Annotated in this window: 17 protein-coding genes; 3 read left to right on the top strand and 14 right to left on the bottom strand. The window is 72.5% G+C overall.

Annotated elements, in window-relative coordinates; translation table 11 throughout:
* Positions 1-93: 93 nt before the first annotated feature.
* From BLV96_RS45715 to BLV96_RS45675, 9 genes are all read right to left on the bottom strand, one after another.
* Positions 94-276 carry a CsbD family protein gene (locus tag BLV96_RS45715; protein ID WP_086675473.1) on the bottom strand — a complete coding sequence of 61 codons (183 nt, stop codon included), beginning with the start codon at positions 274-276 and terminating at the stop codon, positions 94-96.
* A gap of 97 nt (positions 277-373) precedes the next feature.
* Positions 374-2,164, bottom strand: a complete 1,791-nt coding sequence (locus BLV96_RS45710) for a complex I subunit 5 family protein (protein ID WP_086675474.1) — start codon at positions 2,162-2,164, stop codon at positions 374-376.
* 4 nt (positions 2,165-2,168) lie between these two features.
* On the bottom strand, positions 2,169-2,504 hold the full coding sequence (locus tag BLV96_RS45705) for a sodium:proton antiporter (protein ID WP_086675489.1): 336 nt from the start codon (positions 2,502-2,504) through the stop codon (positions 2,169-2,171).
* 5 nt (positions 2,505-2,509) lie between these two features.
* Positions 2,510-3,244 carry an MnhB domain-containing protein gene (locus BLV96_RS45700; RefSeq protein ID WP_086675475.1) on the bottom strand — a complete coding sequence of 245 codons (735 nt, stop codon included), beginning with the start codon at positions 3,242-3,244 and terminating at the stop codon, positions 2,510-2,512.
* Positions 3,241-3,477: a Na(+)/H(+) antiporter subunit B gene (locus BLV96_RS45695; protein WP_086675476.1), complete on the bottom strand. Its 237-nt coding sequence runs from the start codon at positions 3,475-3,477 to the stop codon at positions 3,241-3,243. The genes BLV96_RS45700 and BLV96_RS45695 overlap by 4 nt, the downstream gene beginning before the upstream one ends.
* The gene (locus BLV96_RS45690) at positions 3,474-3,773 is read right to left on the bottom strand and encodes a monovalent cation/H(+) antiporter subunit G (protein WP_086675477.1); all 300 of its coding nucleotides are present in this window, start codon (positions 3,771-3,773) and stop codon (positions 3,474-3,476) included. Before BLV96_RS45690 ends, BLV96_RS45695 begins: the two co-directional genes overlap by 4 nt.
* Positions 3,770-4,024: a hypothetical protein gene (locus tag BLV96_RS45685; RefSeq protein ID WP_086675478.1), complete on the bottom strand. Its 255-nt coding sequence runs from the start codon at positions 4,022-4,024 to the stop codon at positions 3,770-3,772. The genes BLV96_RS45690 and BLV96_RS45685 overlap by 4 nt, the downstream gene beginning before the upstream one ends.
* Positions 4,021-4,482, bottom strand: coding sequence for a Na+/H+ antiporter subunit E (locus BLV96_RS45680; protein WP_158104125.1), 462 nt, complete (start codon positions 4,480-4,482; stop codon positions 4,021-4,023). Before BLV96_RS45680 ends, BLV96_RS45685 begins: the two co-directional genes overlap by 4 nt.
* Positions 4,483-4,521: 39 nt before the next feature.
* Positions 4,522-5,781, bottom strand: coding sequence for a cation:proton antiporter domain-containing protein (locus BLV96_RS45675; RefSeq protein WP_086675480.1), 1,260 nt, complete (start codon positions 5,779-5,781; stop codon positions 4,522-4,524).
* Between the two features lie 185 nt (positions 5,782-5,966).
* Between BLV96_RS45675 and BLV96_RS45670 the strand changes: the two genes are divergently transcribed.
* Together BLV96_RS45670 and BLV96_RS45665 are read left to right on the top strand one after the other, a co-directional pair.
* Positions 5,967-6,311 (top strand): hypothetical protein, encoded by a 345-nt coding sequence (locus BLV96_RS45670; protein WP_086675481.1) that lies wholly within the window; start codon positions 5,967-5,969, stop codon positions 6,309-6,311.
* A 38-nt stretch (positions 6,312-6,349) separates the two neighbouring features.
* Positions 6,350-7,672 carry a cytochrome P450 gene (locus BLV96_RS45665; protein ID WP_086675482.1) on the top strand — a complete coding sequence of 441 codons (1,323 nt, stop codon included), beginning with the start codon at positions 6,350-6,352 and terminating at the stop codon, positions 7,670-7,672.
* Positions 7,673-7,687: 15 nt separating this feature from the next.
* Here the strand turns inward: BLV96_RS45665 and BLV96_RS45660 are convergent, their stop codons facing one another.
* Positions 7,688-11,335 (bottom strand): family 78 glycoside hydrolase catalytic domain, encoded by a 3,648-nt coding sequence (locus BLV96_RS45660; protein WP_086675483.1) that lies wholly within the window; start codon positions 11,333-11,335, stop codon positions 7,688-7,690.
* Positions 11,336-11,691: 356 nt separating this feature from the next.
* Between BLV96_RS45660 and BLV96_RS45655 the strand changes: the two genes are divergently transcribed.
* Positions 11,692-13,164, top strand: coding sequence for an alpha-L-arabinofuranosidase B (locus BLV96_RS45655; protein ID WP_244180963.1), 1,473 nt, complete (start codon positions 11,692-11,694; stop codon positions 13,162-13,164).
* Here BLV96_RS45655 and BLV96_RS45650 read toward each other — a convergent pair.
* From BLV96_RS45650 to BLV96_RS45635, 4 genes are all read right to left on the bottom strand, one after another.
* Positions 13,130-14,431, bottom strand: coding sequence for a DJ-1/PfpI family protein (locus BLV96_RS45650; protein ID WP_086675484.1), 1,302 nt, complete (start codon positions 14,429-14,431; stop codon positions 13,130-13,132). The genes BLV96_RS45655 and BLV96_RS45650 overlap by 35 nt on opposite strands.
* Before the next feature lies 1 nt (position 14,432).
* Entirely contained in the window at positions 14,433-14,822 is a 390-nt protein-coding gene (locus BLV96_RS45645; RefSeq protein WP_086675485.1) for a hypothetical protein, read from the bottom strand.
* Positions 14,823-14,915: 93 nt separating this feature from the next.
* On the bottom strand, positions 14,916-15,560 hold the full coding sequence (locus BLV96_RS45640; RefSeq protein ID WP_086675486.1) for a response regulator: 645 nt from the start codon (positions 15,558-15,560) through the stop codon (positions 14,916-14,918).
* A complete protein-coding gene (locus BLV96_RS45635; RefSeq protein ID WP_086675487.1) occupies positions 15,557-16,636 on the bottom strand; it encodes a sensor histidine kinase in 1,080 nt (359 codons plus the stop codon). Before BLV96_RS45635 ends, BLV96_RS45640 begins: the two co-directional genes overlap by 4 nt.
* Positions 16,637-16,674 lie beyond the last annotated feature (38 nt).

Here is a 16,674-nt window from a genome sequence, read left to right as displayed (position 1 = left end):
GAGCCGCTGTTGCGGACCCGCGGCGTCACTTCCTCACAACGAGAACTGCCGCACCCCGGCGAACCGGGGTGCGGCAGCGGCAGGACTACGAGGTCAGTCCTTGTCCTTGACACCCTTGACGGCGTCCTTGATCTTCTCGCCGGCCTGCTTGAGCGAACCCTTGGCCTGGTCGGCCTTGCCCTCGGCCTGCCACTGCTCGTTGCCCGTGGCGTCGCCGACGGCTTCCTTCGCCCGGCCCTTGAGCTCTTCGCCCTTGTTCTCGAACTTGTCGTTCATGGGAGTGCACCTTCCGTCGCGGCGACATTTCCGGATCGGCCAGTCGCCAAAAGGGCCTTGACGTAGAAATACCCACTCGCGGCGCGCGTACACATCGTCACAGCCAGACGAGTGCCGTGAGGGCCGTCACGCCCACCAGCACCCACGCGACGTAGTCCCCGACGTGCCCTGAATGCCCTCGGTGCAGCGCATCGAGCGCCGTGCGGACCGGCCGGGGCCACGACGGGAGCCGGTGGGGCCAGAGGGCCGCGGCGGCGATGCCCAGGGCCAGCAGCACCGTGATGCCCCCGAACAGCAGGCCGGACGACGTCCATTCGGCCGTCACCGGCGGCAGCGACCCGGGCGAGCCGACCGCGGGCAGGACGTCGTGCACGTACCCGTCGCGGTCCGCCTCCTGCCGCCCGGCCGTCACGGCCACGTCGCGCAGCCAGGGGACCGCGAGTCCCGCGGCCAGCACCGCGACGATCGCGCCGGTCATCGGCGCCGGGGTGCGTTCCATGCGGCGGCCCGTCTCGGGTTCCTCGTCGGTGCCCGGGGTGCGGTCGCCGTCGTCGCGGCGCGGGGGCCGGCCGCGTCCGAAGTAGACACCCAGCCCGGCGCGCAGCACCGCGCCCGCCGTCACGGCGGTGACGAGGACGAACACCGCCACCAGCCAGCCGTAGCCGGTCTTCTCGAGCGCGTGCTCGGCGACGTCCTTGCCGAACGCGATGCCGAACGGCGGCAACCCGGCCAGGACCAGGCCGGCGAGCAGGAAGAGGCCGCCCTCGAGCCGCGAGTGCCCGCACTTGCCGAACAGCTCGTCCTCGTCGACGCTGCCGTAACGGTCCTTCAGCACCCCGACCAGCAGGAACAACGCCGCCTTGGCGCCCGCGTGCCCGGCCACCGCCAGCAGGAACCCGGTGCTCGCCGCGCCGTCCGCGGCGGCCAGTCCACAGAGGAACAACCCGGTGTGCGCGATCGTCGAGTAGGCCAGCAGCCGTTTCAGGTGCCGCTGGGTTAAGCACAGGACGGCCCCGAGCACCGCGCTGGCGATCCCCAGCACCAGCAGCACGCGCGCGAACGCGCCGTCGTCGAGCACGCCGCCGAACACCGTGCGCCGCACGCGCAGCACGCCGTAGGCCCCCAGTTCGACCATGACGCCGGAGAAGAGCACGCACACCGGCGTCGGCGCGACCGCGTGCGCGTCGGCGAGCCAGAAGTGGAACGGCACCGCGGCCGCCTTCACCAGCAGGCCGGTGCAGACGAGCACGAACGCGGCGAGCACCAGCGCGTCCGCGGGCTTGCCGTCGAGGGCGACGCCGAGCTGCGCCAGCCCGAGCTGCCCGCCGCGGGCGTACAGCAGGCCGATGCCCATCAGCGTGAAGTACGCGCCGAGGGAGTTCACCACACCGAAGTTCAACGCGCCTTGGACGGAGTCGGCCTCCTCGACGCGGTACCCGGTCAGCGCGTAGGCGACGCCGCTCATCAGCTCGAAGAACACGAACAGGGTGAACAGGTCCCCGGTGAGCAGGAAGCCCAGCATGCCGGTGAGGAACAGCAGCATCATCGCGTGGTAGCGGGCTTCGACCGCCTCGAAGTAGCGCCAGCTGTAGACGAGCGCGCACGTCGTCAGGAACGACGCCAGCAGCGCCAGCGTCGTGTTGAGCCCGTCGGCGGCCAGGACGATGCCGAGCGAGCGGGCGCCGTCCGGCCGGTGCCCGCCCAGCCAGACCACCACCCGGCCGTGCTGGACGGCGGCGAGCAGCACGGCGGTCAGCACCGTGGCGGTCAGCGCCGCCGCGGTCGCGAAGCCGTCGGCGACCACCCGCGGCAGCTTGACTCCGAGGCCGAGCAGCACGCACGCGGCCAGCAGCGGCAAGGCGACGACGAGGGACGGCAGCGCGGACATCGCTTCAGCCGCGCAACGCGCGCAGCTCGTCGGGATCGACCGTCCCGTGCCGCTTCGAGATCTGGATGGTCAGGCCGAGCAGCAGCGCGGTGATCGTCGCCGACACGACGATGTCGGTCAGCGTCATCGCCTGCACCATCGGGTCGACCACCGGCCGGCGCTGGTCTTCGACCACGATCGGCGCGCCCGCCCGGTCCTGGTAGCCGATCCCGAGCAGCAGCACGTACGTCCCGGCCTGCGCCACCGAAAGGGAGACGACCGTGTGCACGAGGTGCCGGCTGCGCACGATCCCGACGGCGCCGATCAGCAGCAGCCACCCGGCCACGCCGTAGCAGGCCATCCCGATCACGCGTCCTCCTCCGGGATCAGGCCCTGGCCGAGGAACTGGGCCAGCAGCACGACGAGCCCGGCGGCGACCTCGATCCCGACCAACACGCTCAGCACCGGCACCGTGCCCGCCGACAGCAGCGAGCCGAACTCGCCCTTCGGCAGGACGTTGGCCAGGAACGCGCCGCCGGCGACCAGGCCGGCGAGCCCGGTGACGACGTACAGGCCGGTCGCCGCCGCCTCCGCGTACTCGCACCAGTCGATCGGGCGCAGCCGTGCGAGCGCCGGGTAGCTGCCGGAGATGTAGAGCAGGTGCCAGCCGGTGGCCAGCACGACCCCGCCCTGGAAGCCGCCGCCCGGGGTGAGGTGGCCGTGCGCGACGACGTCGAGGCCGAGCAGCAGGGTCACTGGCAGCAGGAGGTAGCCGGCCAGCTTGACCACCGGCATGACGTACCCGCGCTGCGGTTCGATCCGCCGGCGTTCCTCTTTGGACGGTTGCAGCAGCGACAGCGTGCCGACGACCGCGGCGGCGACGATGGTCTCCTCGCCCAGGGTGTCGAGCGCGCGCAGGTCGAAGTTGATCGACGACACGATGTTCGGCGTCACCCGCGCGATCGCCGCGGGCAGCGCGAGGTCCCGGTAGACGTGCAGGTCGCCGCCGAACGCGGGCATCCGCAGGAACGCCGTCACGAGCAGGACGGCGACGCCGAGCGCGCCGGCCGCGCACAGCCACGTCCGCGCTCGCAGCGTCATCGCCCGCCCACCTTCCGGATGGTGAGCAGCACCAGCAGCGGCACCACGGCCGACCCGATGGCCAGCTCCGAAAGCGCGACGTCCGGGGCCTGCAGCGCCACGAACAGCAGCGTCAGGCACAGGCTGAACAGCGACAACGTGATCGCCTGCCGCCGCGGGTCCGGGGTGGCCACCACCGCGAACCCCGAGACGGCGACGAACGCGAGGGCGACGAGCAGCACGACCGTCGTCACGACGGCAGGTCCTCGTCGATCGCGCCCCGCCGCTGCGCCTCGACGCGGCCGGCGGCGGACTGCAGCACCGGGCCGGTCACCGCGAGCAGCACGACGGTGAGCAGGATGGCGCCCGACCCGAGGTTCCACCCGGTGGCCAGCGCCAGCCCGAGGCCGATGAGCGGCGCGCCCAGCGTCGTCACCGGGGCGAGCAGGTGCAGCCGGTTGAGCAGCGTCCGGGCCCGCAGCATCGCCAGCGCCGAGACCACGACGACGGCGACCCCGGCGAAGACGAGCACCTGCGCGACGACCGTCATTCCGTCGTCCCCAGCAGCCGGATGAACAGCAGCGTGCCCGCGAACGCCAGGACCGTCAGCACCAGCGGCAGGATCACCGCGCTCGACGGGCCGTAGGCCTGCACCAGCAGGAGCAGCGTGAGCACGGTGACCGGGCCGGCGAGCTGGAGGCCGGCGAGGCGCCCGATGGCGTCCCCGCGCGCGGCCAGCCAGAGCGCCGGGCCGAGGCCGCCCGCCATGAGCAGCACCGCGGCGACCAGCCAGCCGGTCACCGCCGCACCTCGTCCAGCACGCGCGAGTCACCCTCGAGCAGCCGGTGGACTACGAGTTCGCGCTCGGCTGAGGGGTTTTCGGGAGTGGCGACGACCATCGTCCCGGGTGTGCAGCCGACGACGGCGGCCGCGCAGGCCGCCCGGGCCTGGTGGACGGCGTCGGGTTCGGCCGGCAGCCCGACCGTGTCGAACCGGCCCGCCCGCGGGTGCCGCACGACCTTGACCAGCGTCCGGCCGGATTCCAGGACCGCCGTCGCGGGGATCGCGAGCAGCCACCGCAGCCAGCTGACCCGGGGCCGCCACGACCCGCCGACCGCCTGGCGCGCGGCGCGGGCGGCGAACGCGCACGGCACGGCGGCCACGGCCGCGACCACGATTTCCGGCCACGACGGCGTCGACAGCGTGAGGACCCACAGGCCCGTCAGGCCGAGCCACCACGGCAGCACCTCGCGAATCACGTCGGCCGGGTACCCCGTGCCCGCGGCCGCCAACCGGGCTCAGTGGGCGGGCAGGTGGCCGCCCATCCGCTCGATCCGCTGGATGGCGGGCTCGGCGAGGATGCCGTGGACCAGCACCGACACGGCCACGGCGAGCGCGCCCACTCGCCACAGGACGCCCTGCTGCGCGATCGGCAGCCGGTCGAGCGCGTAGGCGAGGTAGAAGAGCGTGCCGATGCCGCGGACGCCGAAGAACGCGATGGCCAGCGACGCCGGCCGCCCGGCCGAGGACCCGAGCAGCGAAACCCAGCCGACGACGGGCCGCACCACGAGCACGGCGACCACGGCGATGACGACTTCGAGGGGCCGGAGGCCGGTCAGCAGCCCGTCGCCGATGGCCAGGCCCAGGCCGAGCAGGGCGAGCGGCACGAAGAGCCGTTCCAGCTGGTGGCCGAACGCGTGCAGGACACCGTGGTACTCGTGCTCCCGCTCCTGCTTGCGCACGCAGACCGCGGCGGTGAACACGGCGACGAACCCGTTGCCGTGGGCGAATTCCGAGAGCGCGTACGGCAGGAAGGCCAGGGCCAGCAGGACCAGCCCGTCACCGTATTCCGCGAGCCGCAGGCGGTCCGACGACGTCCGGAAGATCGCCCAGCCGAGCCCGCGCCCCACGATCAGCCCGACCACGACACCGGTCACGACCGGCAGCAGCAGGTCGACGAGCACCCAGGAGACGGCGAGGTTCGGTCGGCTGCCCGCCATCGCCAGCCCGAGCAGGACGAACGGCATGGCCAGCCCGTCGTTGAGCCCCGCCTCGGTGGTCAGCGTGAAGCGGATCTCGTTGTCGCGGGCCAGTTCCGGCTCGACGTCGGGGTGCGGCACGCCGATGTCGCCCGCGAGCACCGGGTCGGTCGGCGCCAGGGCCGCGGCCAGCAGCAGCGCCACGCCGGGCGCGAGCGCCAGCCACCAGTACCCGAGCGCGGCGATCGCCAGGATCGACAGCGGCATGGTCAGCGCGAGCAGCCGCCACGTCGACCCCCAGCGTTTCAGGCCGAACTTCCGGTCCACGGACAGGCCCGCGCCGGCGAGGGCGACGAGAATACCCAGCTGGGTGAACGATTCGACGCCGTGCAGGTGGGCGGCGGGATCGCTCCAGCCGTTGCCGTAGGGCTCGGGCAGCGGCAGCAGGCCCAGCACGATCCCGGCGATCAGCATCACCAGCGGCACCGAAAACGGCCGGTTCGCGACGAGTTTCGGCACGATCGCCGCGGCGAGGGCCAGCAGCCCGGCCACCCCGAACAGCACGGTCAACGACGACAACGTTCCTCCAGCCCGCTCGTGCCGTGGTGCCGCCCGGGCGGGTGGTCCGTGCGCGCGGGCCCGGCCGAGCGTGAGCCGGGTTCGCCGATGCCCCCGCCCGGTGCGGATGCGGGTAGCGTGGCCGGGAGGTGACGTCGCGCCCGGGGTTCCCGGTGTGCGGGCGGCGAAACCGGTGAGGAGGCGGCGTGACGGCGGCGAACGGGGCCGGACGGCCCTGCCGGTTCTGCGGCTCGGTGCGCGGCCCGCGGGTCCCCGGCAAGGCCGGGCCGATCTGCCTGGAGTGCGTGCGCGCCGGGTTGAAGGTGATCCGCGACGGCGCCGACCGCGAGACGCCGAGCGGGGACGTGCTGGCGGCGGTGACGTCGCCGCTGGCCGCGGTGTGCGAGTTCTGCGGCCGCCGGGAGCGGCGGACGTTCCTCGGCCTGCGGCGTCCGCTGCTGCGGGTCGACTGCGCCGCCCGGGACGCGGTGATCTGCGCCGACTGCCTGGACCACGCGGGTGACGTGCTGAACCTCGCGCTGCGTCACTGACGGTGTTTCCGGGTGGGCCGCTCGGGTAACCGGGCGCCATGACCTCCACCCACTTGACCCGGCCGGTGACCGCCTCGGTCACCGAGACCCTGCGCGTCGCGGCCGAAGTGGTGCTGCCCACCCTGGCCGGCGGGGTGATCAAACGCCGTCCCGCCGCGCTGGGACTGGCCGGGAAACTGCAGGTCGACCGCCCGGGCGTCCAGCTCCTGTCCCGCCTGCGGGAGCGGTACGACGGCCGCCCGCTGAAGCTGCGCGTACCCGGCCGGTCGGTGGAGCTGGTCCTGTCCGCCGAGGACGTCGGCACGCTGCTAACCGGCGCACCGACGCCATTCAGTCCGTCCACAGTGGAGAAACGGGCCGCGCTGGGGCACTTCCAGCCCCACGGCCTGCTGATCTCGGACGCCGCCGACCGCCGTCCCCGGCGCCGGTTCACCGAAGCCGTGCTCGAACCCGGACGTCCGCTGCACGAGCTCGCGACGCCGTTCGCCCGCGCGATCATGGACGAAACCGCTGTTCTTCTCGGCGAAACCGAGCTGACGTGGGACGCCTTCGCCGTCGCGTGGTGGCGGCTGGTGCGCACGGTCGTCCTCGGCCCGGGTGCCCGCGACGACGAAACGCTCATCGACCTGCTGGGACGGCTGCGGCTGGACGCGAACTGGGCGTACCTGCACCCGCGTCGCAAGCAGCTGCGTGAGCGCTTCCACGCGCGGCTGGCTTCGCACCTGGGGCGCGCCGAGCCGGGCAGCTTGGCGGCGGCGATCGCGTCGGCCGGCGGCGACGGCACGGCGGTCGACCAGGTGGCGCACTGGCTGTTCGCGTTCGACGCGGCGGGCATGGTGACGTTCCGGACCCTGGCCCTGCTGGCCACCCACCCGGCGGCGCTCGAGCGGGCCCGCACCGAGCTGCCGGACGCCGACCCGGCCGAACCACAGCAGCTGGGCTACCTGCGCGCGTGCGTGCTGGAGGCGGTCCGGCTGTGGCCGACGACGCCGATGATCCTGCGCGAGACGACGGAGGAAACGGCGTGGGGCCCGGCGGGCACGACGGTCCTGGTCTACACGCCGTTCTTCCACCGCGACGCGGAACTGCCGTACGCCGACCGCTTCGAGCCGGACATCTGGCTGGACGGCCGAGCGCGGGCGAACCCGGCGCTGGTGCCGTTCAGCGCGGGCCCGGCGATCTGCCCGGGCCGCGACCTGGTCCAGTTCTGCACCAGCACGATGCTGGCGAACCTGGTGCGGGGGCGGGATTTCGAGCAGGTTTCCGGACCGGTCCTCGCCCCGGACCGCCCGCTGCCGGCCACCATGGACAACTTCCACGTGAAGTTCGCGGTGCGGCCGGTGCCGTCACGTCATCCGTGACGGCACCGGCCCACCTCACGCCGAGGCGGTGAACACGTACGACCCCGCGGGCACGAAGTACGAGCCCGCTGAGGTCGGGACCGCTTCCGGCGGTGCGGCCACCGAACCCGGCTGTGACGTCGGCACCCGCACCGTCGCCGACGAACCGGCCGGAACCGTCACCCGCAGCGTCAGCTTTCCGCCCGAGATCGACCAGTCGCTGACCGCGGACCCGTACGGCGTCTCGTACGCCGACTTCGCCGACGTCAACCCGCCGCCCGGTCGCGGCGCCACCAGCAGGGACGCGTACCCCGGCGAGGCCGGCGAGAGCCCGCCTATCGAGCGGTACAGGAAGTCGCCCACCGAGCCGAGGCCGTAGTGGTTGAACGAGTTCATGCCCGGGTCGTTGAACGAACCGTCCGGCTTGATCCCGTCCCAGCGCTCCCAGATGGTCGTCGCGCCGTGGCCGATCATGTAGCCCCAGCCGGGGAAGCCCGGCTGCAGCAGCACCTGGTACGCGACGTCGGCGTGGCCGTGCGCGGCCAGCACCGGCAGCAGGTTCTCGACGCCGAGGAACCCGACGCTCAGGTGCCCGCCGGCCGCCGCCACCCGGGCGGCCAGCTTGTCCGCCGCCGGCTGTACCCGCGAATCCGGCAGCAACCCGAATGCCAGCGCCAGGACGTACCCCGTCTGGGAGCCGGAACCCACCGTGCCGTCGGCGCTCACGAACCGGGAAGTGAACGCCGCCCCGATCTGGTCGGCGAGCGTCCCGTACTTCGCCGCTTCGGCGGTGTGTCCGGTGGCCGCCGCCATCCGGGACACCAGCCGGGACGACCACGCGAAGAACGCCGTCGAGATCAGGTCCTGCGCGGTGTTGTCGTTGACGTTGAGCCAGTCCCCGTACGTCTGGTGGTCGCGGATCAGGTCCGCACCCGAAGTCGAGCGCAGGTACTCGACCCACTTCACCATCGCCGCGAAGTGCTCGTCGATCACGCCGGTGTCGCCGTAGCGCTGCCACAGGGTGTAGGGCACGATGACGCCCGCGTCGCCCCAGCCCGCCGTGCCCGAACCGCTCAGCACGCCCGGCGCGACGTCGGTGAACGACCCGTCGTCGTGCTGCGCGTCGACCAGGTCGTCGCTGAACTTGCCGAGGAAGTTCGCGACGTCGAGGTTGAACGTCGACGTGCCGGCGAAGATCCCGATGTCGCCGGTCCAGCCGAGCCGCTCGTCGCGCTGCGGGCAGTCGCTCGGCACGGACAGCATGTTCGAGCGCTCACCCCACAGGATGTTGTGCTGCAGCTGGTTCACCAGCGCGTTGGACGAGGTGAACGTGCCGGTCTGCGCGCCGGAGGTCCACATCGCCCGGCCGGTCAACGTCGCGGCCGTCGGGGCGGCCGGCAGGCCGGTCAGCTCGACGTACCGGTAGCCGTGCACGGTGAAGCGCGGCTCGTACGTCTCGACGCCGCCCGTGCCCGCCAGGGTGAACCGGTCGGTCGCCTGCGCCGCGCGCAGGTTCGTCGTGTAGATCGTGCCGTCCGGGTTGAGGACTTCGGCGTGGCGCAGGGTGACCGTGGTGCCGGCCGGGCCGGTCACGGACAACCGGTTCCAGCCGCTGAAGTTCTGGCCCAGGTCGGCCACCCAGACCCCCGGCTTCGGCTGGGTCCACGCGACCGGCTTGAACTCCTGCTGCACGGTGACGCCGTTGTCCACTTGGGACACCAGGTTCGGCTTCGCACCGGACTTGACGCGAGGTGCCGCCCAGCCGCGGTCGTCGAACCCGGGCCGGTCCCAGCCGGTGGCGAGCCGGGCGTCGTACGTTTCGCCCTGGTAGAGGTCGTCGGCGCGGATCGCACCGTCGCCGGCCTTCCACGTGCCGTCCGTCGCGACCGTCGTCGAAGTGCCGTCGGTGAACGTCAGCTTCAGCTGCGCCGAATACCACGGCTCGGTGCCGTACTTCTGGCTGCCGGCGATGCCGATGCTCCCGGAGTACCAGCCGTTGCCGACCAGCGCGCCGAGGACGTTCTCCCCGGTGCGAATCTGCTTGGTGACGTCGGAAACGCGGTACTGCAGGCGCTTGGTGTAGTCCGTCCATCCCGGAGCGAGGACCTCGTCGCCGACCTTCGCGCCGTTGAGGTGCGTCTCCTGCAGGCCCAGTGCGGTGGTGAGCAGCCGCGCGCTCGCGACCGGCTTCGAAACCGTGAAGCTCTTGCGCAGCAGGGGAGCGGGGGCGCTGACGGCGACGTTCGCGCCCCACGGCCCGGTGCCGTACGCGGTCAGGGCCCGCGCCGTCGGCCACGAGCTGTCGTCGAACCCGCGCTGCTGCCAGCCGGCCGGGCCGGTCTGGCTCGCCTTCCACGACCCGTCGGTCACCACCGTCGGTCCACTGGGGACGGTCAGCTTGGCGATCATCCCGGCCGGGCTCTGGGTAGTGTTCTCGGTGCTGATCGCGAGGGTGTTCGCCCCGGCGCTCAGCAGGCCGCCGACGTCGAGGACAGCGGCCGTCTTCCAGGAGTCGGTGACCCGCGCCGAGTCGCTGACCTGGGTGCCGTTGACCCACACGGTCGCGGTGTCGTCGCCGGTGACCACGAGCGTCGCCTTCGCCGGTGCGGCGGCGAGGTCCACGGTCTTGCGGAAGTACCGGGTGGCCGGTGGCACGCCGCCGATCGGGTCACCTTCCGGGTACCAGACCCAGTTCGCCCCGGCGAGGTCCGGGCCCGCCGCGGCGCGGCCGAGGAAGGCGCCGGTCCATTCGGCGGCCGGGTCGCGCAACGCCGTTTCGAAGCGCTGCACCGGGCTCCAGCCGCTCATCCGGCCTTGGCCGTCCCACACGCGGACTTTCCAGGTGTACGCGGTCAGCGACCCGAGCGCGGGACCGCCGTAGGCGACGTCGGCCTGCTGCGCCGAGGTGACGCGGCCGCTGTCCCAGACGTCTTTGCCACCGGTGGAAACCAGGATTTCGTAGGCGGACTGCCGTTGCTGGGCCGCCGCCGACGTGAGCTTCCAGCCGAACCGCGGCTGGTCGACGCCGATCGGGTTCACGCGCTGCCCGACCGTCGCGCTCGCGATCGAGAGCGGCGTCTGCGCCGAGGGGCTCGGCGTGGCGACGCGGGTGCCCCACGGGCCGCTGCCGTAGGTGCCGAGGTCCTTGGCCGCGGCCCAGGTCCCGTCGGCGAACCCGGGCTGTTCCCAGCCCTCCGGCGCGGTCGTCGCGCTCTTCCAGCCGGCTCCGGTGGTGAGGTCGGTGGTGCCCGACGCGGTGGTCACGCGCAGCCGCCCGAGCAGGCCGGCCGCGCCGCCGGAGTTGCGGACGGCGACGGCGAGCGTGTTGGCGCCCGGCGTCAGCGCGGGGGCGAGGTCGACCGACAGCGCCGAGCGCCACGAGTCCGCGGTGCGGGCCGAGGAGGCGAGGGGCTTGCCGTTGAGCCAGACGTCGGCGGTGTCGTCGCCGGTGACGACGAACCGGGCGTCGCTGACCGCGCCGGCGGGGGCGGTGAACGTGGTGCGGAAGTACCGGGTCGCGGCCGGCGCGGAGTTCGCGGGGTCGCCTTCCGGGTACCAGATCCAGTGCGCACCGGCGAGGTCCACCGGCGGCGCGGCGCCCGCCGGGGGCACCGAGGCGGTGGACAGGACCAGGATCGCGGCGAGCGTCGTGGTGGTCGCGCGCCAAAGCTTCGAGGGCAGCATGCGGGTCCCTTACGGCGGGGATGGGGCGACAATATTTAAACGTTTCAAATCAGCATGATACGTGACTGTAATCACGAACTCACACGTTGGCAATACTCCACCGGGACGTACGGGTGGTGAATCGCTTCGACTGCGCCGGGCTTTCCTAAATCGTTTTACAGCGCGGCGGCGGGCCGTTCCGGGCAAATCGGAGCGTTGACGAAAGCCGGGACGGAGCTGCATAGTGCTCGCTGGTAACGCTCACATCATTTGGTCCCGCTCTGGAGGCTTTTGTGTCTCAACGTCGAGACGACAGGAATGTTAGCGCTAACAATCGAACCCGGATCCTGCGGGTGCTGGCCGGGATCGTCGCCCTTGTGGCCGCGAGCCTCACGACGGCGTCGACGGCTTCGGCCGCGGCCTCGCTGCCGTGCGACATCTACGGGGCCGCGGGCACGCCGTGCGTCGCCGCGCACAGCACCACCCGCGCCCTCTACGGCACCTACAACGGCGCGCTGTACCAGGTCCAGCGAGCTTCGGACGGCGCGAAGACCAACATCGGCCTGCTGGCGGCCGGCGGGTACGCCAACGCCGCGGCCCAGGACTCCTTCTGCGCCGGGACGACCTGCCTGATCACCGAGATCTACGACCAGTCCCCGCGGCACAACGACCTGACGATCGAAGGTCCCGGCGGCGCGGGCGGCCAGGACACCGGCGTCCCCGCGGACGCCCTGCCGGTGACCGCGGGCGGCCACCAGGTCTACGGCGCCTCGTTCTCCGGCCGGATGGGCTACCGCGACAACTCGACCTCCGGCGTCGCGAAGAACGGGCAGCCCGAGGGGATGTACATGATCACCTCCGGCACGCACGTCAACGGCGCCTGCTGCTTCGACTACGGCAACGCCGAGACGAACAACCAGGACACCGGCAACGGCCACATGGACGCCCTCAACTTCGGCACCGAATGCTGGTTCCAGCCCTGCCACGGCGCGGGTCCGTGGGTGCAGGCCGACCTGGAGAACGGGCTGTTCCAGTCCAGCGCCGGCGGCAGCCAGAACACCGCGAACACCGGGATCACAGCGCCGTTCGTCACCGCCCTGCTGAAGAACAACGGCCAGAACTTCTTCGCGCTGAAGGACGGCAACGCCCAGTCCGGCGGCCTGCGCACGACGTACTCGGGCCCCGAACCGACCCGGGCCGGCTACTCGCCGATGCACCAGGAAGGCGCGATCGTCCTCGGCACCGGCGGCGACAACAGCAACGGCTCGATCGGCTCGTTCTTCGAAGGAGTGATGACCGCCGGGCTGCCGACCGACGCGGCGGACAACGCGGTCCAGGCGAACGTCGTCTCGGTCGGTTACGGCGGCCCGACCGGCTCGACCGGCACGCTGAACCCCGGCTCGGAGATCTCGGTGCGCGCGACCACCGCGTGCTGCACGGGCGACTACATCCGCCACCAGAACGACAACGCGGTGATCTCGCCCGTCAGCTCCACTTTGGACAAGAACGACGCCACCTGGATCGTCCGGCGCGGGCTCGCCAGTTCCTCCTGCGTGTCTTTCGAATCCCGCAACTACCCCGGGGACTTCCTGCGCCACTTCGACTTCCAGGTCTACCGGCAGCCGATGGACGGCAGCGCGGCCTTCCGCGCCGACGCCACGTTCTGCCCGGTCGCCGGGAAGAACGGGCAGGGCTCGTCGTTCCGCTCGTACAACTACTCCGGCAAGTACCTGCGGCACTACAACAACACGCTCTACATCGCCGACACCAGCGGCGCCCACACGTGGGACGCCGCCGGGTCGTACAACGACGACGTCAGCTGGGTCGTCGCGCAGCCCTGGGCGCCCTGACCCGGCGCGCGACGACGATGGCGGCCGCGCCCAGCAGGATGAGGGCGATCGGCACCGCCGTCGGCAGCCACGGCCAGGCCCGGCCTTCGAAGCCGACGCCGTCGGTGGGCAGCTCCAGGACCTTCGCGGTCCACCGCGCGGTCGCGACGTCCGTGCGGCGGGCGAGCGCGCTCACCGCGGTGTCGTAGGCGAAGCCGGGCCGGTCGTGGACGTACTCGGGTTCGGGACCCCCGGTGACCCCGCGCGTCGCCCCGGGCACGATCAGGCGGTCGAGGTCGGCGCCGGCCAGCGCCGCCCGCGGCAGGAACGTCAGGCCGTGCCGTGACCGGATCGGCGCGCCGTCGGTGCTCACGGCCAGCGTCCGCGAGGACAGCGACTGCCCCTCGGTGTCGAACACCGACGCCAGTTCGATCTCGCCGACGCCGTTCGCGAGCAGGACGCCGATCTCGTCCGGGTTCCAGCGGAAGGCGGCGTTGACGATCGCCGCCGCGTCCGGCGTCGACTCCGGTGCGTGCACGCCGACCGTGGTGCCGTACCGCGACCAGCCGATCGCCTTCGCCGCGTCGGCCGCCACCTCGCGACCCGCCAGCCGTTCCACCCAGTGCAGTGTCCCGTCGACGCCGGAGAGGATCCCGGCGGTGGTGACGACGTCGCCGTCGTCGACGAACCGCTGCCCGCGCACCCAGCGCACGGCCGGGTAGTCGGCGGCGAAGGCCTCGAGCTTGAGCCAGTGCGCGGTCGCGGGCCGGCCGTCGAGCAGGCCGGCGGAGGCGAGGACACCACCGCCGTTGCAGACGCTCAGCAGCTTCGCGCCGTTCGCGGCCTGCGTACGCAGCCACTGCTTGACGGGTTCGGTGCTCGGCTCGCCGACGTCCGGCAGCGCCGGGACGACGACGAGGTCCGGCGCCTTCGGCCCGAGCCGGGCGGCGAGGTCGGCGAAGCTCAGGTCGGGCACGAGGTCGAGGCCGCCGGTCAGCGGCTTCGGCTCGCGCTCCGGCGCGACGGTGTAGACGTTGAACCGGCCGGTGGCGGCGAGGATCTCGTACGGCGCGAGGGTGTCGGAGACGACGGCCCCGCGGTCGCCGACGACGACCACCGCGGTCGGCTTGGCCGGGTCGTGCGCGGGCGGGGCCGCGGCGGGCACCGGCCGCTCCGGACCGGGGGAGTACAGGGCGTCGAACGCCGACAGCGCGGAGACGGCCGCGCCCCCGGCGGGAACCGCGAGCACGGCGACGACCAGGGCGAACCACTTCAAGACGGTCTTCACGTCAGTGCCAGTACTCGGTGCGGCGCCACACCATGGCGGCCAGCATCAGCGGGAACATGACGACGTGCCCGGCGATCATCAGCGTGCCGCCCGAGATCGCGCCGAGCCAGAACGGCACGAGCAGCACGACGAACGGCAGGTACATCGCGGCGGCCATCTCGGCGATCCGCGGCCATGAGTGCCGGCGCAGCAGCATGGCCGCGGTCATCGCGACCGTCATGTTCGTGGCCATGACGAGCGCGTCGACGTCCGCGCGTTCCAGCCAGGCCGGCGGCCACAGCGGGTGCAGCGCGACCATGCCGATCAGCATGGCGGCGACCATTTCGACGTAGTGGCCGGTGAACCGGGCGAGCTTGCGGGTGGCGGTCCGGTCCGGTGCGGTGGTGGTCATGGGTTCCCTCCAGGTTTTGTCCTGGACGAGAATCCCGGGTGCCGGCCCGCGGGGGACGTGCCGGAAGTCATGACCCGGGTCATGTGACCGCTGTCAGAGCAGCCCGAGGTCCCGGGCCCGCAGGGCGGCTTGGGTGCGGTCGCGGGCGCCGAGCTTGCCCAGCACGTTCGTCACGTGGTTCTTCACCGTGCCCTCGGCGAGGAACAGCTTCGCGGCGATCTCCCGGTTGCTGCGGCCGTCGGCGAGCAGGCGCAGGACGTCCTGCTCGCGTTCCGACAACGGCGCCACCAAAGCCTGGGGCGGCGGTTCGGACAGCTGCGCGAACCGCGCGACGACCTTCGCGGCCACCGACGGCTGCAGCACGGACTCCCCGCGCGCGGCCGCCAGCACGGCCTCGATCAGCCGCGCCGACGAGACGTCCTTGAGCAGGTACCCGACCGCGCCCGCGCGCAACGCCGCGAAGACGTCTTCGTCGTCGTCGAACGTGGTCAGCGCGATGACCTGGACGCCGGGGTGCTCGCCGCGCAGCCGCCGGGTCGCGGAGACGCCGTCGAGGACCGGCATGCGCAGGTCCATCAGGACGACGTCCGGGGCGATCGCGGCGACCTGGGTCAGTGCTTCGTCGCCGTTGCCCGCTTCGCCGACGACGTCGATGCCGTCGTGGGTCGCCAGGAGCGTGGCGAGGGCTTCGCGGAACAGGGCCTGGTCGTCGACGAGCAGGACACGGACCGGCGTCATCCCGGGACCTCCATGCTCAGCGCGCTGCCCTCGCCGGGCGCCGAGGTGAAGGCGAGCTTGCCACCCAGCTGCTCGGCGCGTTCCCGCAGCCCCACCAGCCCGAAGCCGGACGCGGTGCCGTCGGTGCCGACGCCGTCGTCCCGCACCGAAACCCGCACGGACGCGTCGGCGTAGTCGAGCAGGAGGTCGACGTGCGCGGCCGCCGCGTGCTTGCGGACGTTCGTCAGACCCTCCTGTGCGGTCCGGAACAGGGCTTCGCGGTGCTCGTCCGGCAGCGGCCGTTCGGGTCCGGCGATCGTCAGCTCGGCCGGGACGCCGGCTTCCGAGGCCAGCGCGCGGAGGGCGTCCGGCAACGGCGTCGAGCGCGGTTCACGCAACGCTTTGACCGAGCGGCGCACCTCGGCGAGCGCGTTTTCCGCCTGCTCCTGCGCTTTCGCGAGGACCTCGTCGGCCTTGCCCGGATCGGTCGGCAGCACCGCCCGCGCGGCCTTGACCTGCATCTGGACGACGGTGAGCGAATGCCCGAGCCCGTCGTGGATGTCGCGCGCGACGCGGTTGCGCTCCTGCGCCGTCGCCAGCCGCTCGGCCTGCGTCGCGTAGTCGCGCAGCTTCTCGTGCGCTTCGGCGAGTTCGCCGCGCGAGCGTTGCTCACGCACGAGCAGCTCGGTGATGACGGCCGCGAACAGCACCGAAACCAGCGTGCCCAGCCCTTCCCGCAGCCCTTCACCGAGCGACATTCCGAGGTGCACCAGCGGCACCACGGCGATGACCAGCGCGACGACCGGCAGCGGCAGTCGCAGGAGCACGCACTGGCTGACCAGCACGACGAGGAACAGCGTCGCCCCGACCCCGGCGTTGATCGTGAACGTCACGAAGGCCAGCGGCAGCTGGACCCCGACGTACGCGGCCGCCCACGTCCGGTGGCCCCGGGTGCGCACCCAGCCGAAGCCCGCGGTGGCGAGCACGGCGAAGACCGCGCCCAGCACGAGGGAGAGCACGGGCTCCCCGGACCCGAAGACCCCGAGCACGATCGAGAGGAAGGCGCCGCAGGTCAGCACCCCGAGGGCCCGGTTCATGGAGCCACTCTGGGGCGTGCGTGCGCCGCGGTCAACCA

The sequence above is a fragment of the Amycolatopsis pretoriensis genome (assembly GCF_900107925.1).
Lineage (GTDB): Bacteria > Actinomycetota > Actinomycetes > Mycobacteriales > Pseudonocardiaceae > Amycolatopsis > Amycolatopsis pretoriensis.
The sequence above is the reverse complement of the archived record's forward strand: the minus strand, read 5'-3'. Positions and strand labels throughout refer to the sequence as shown.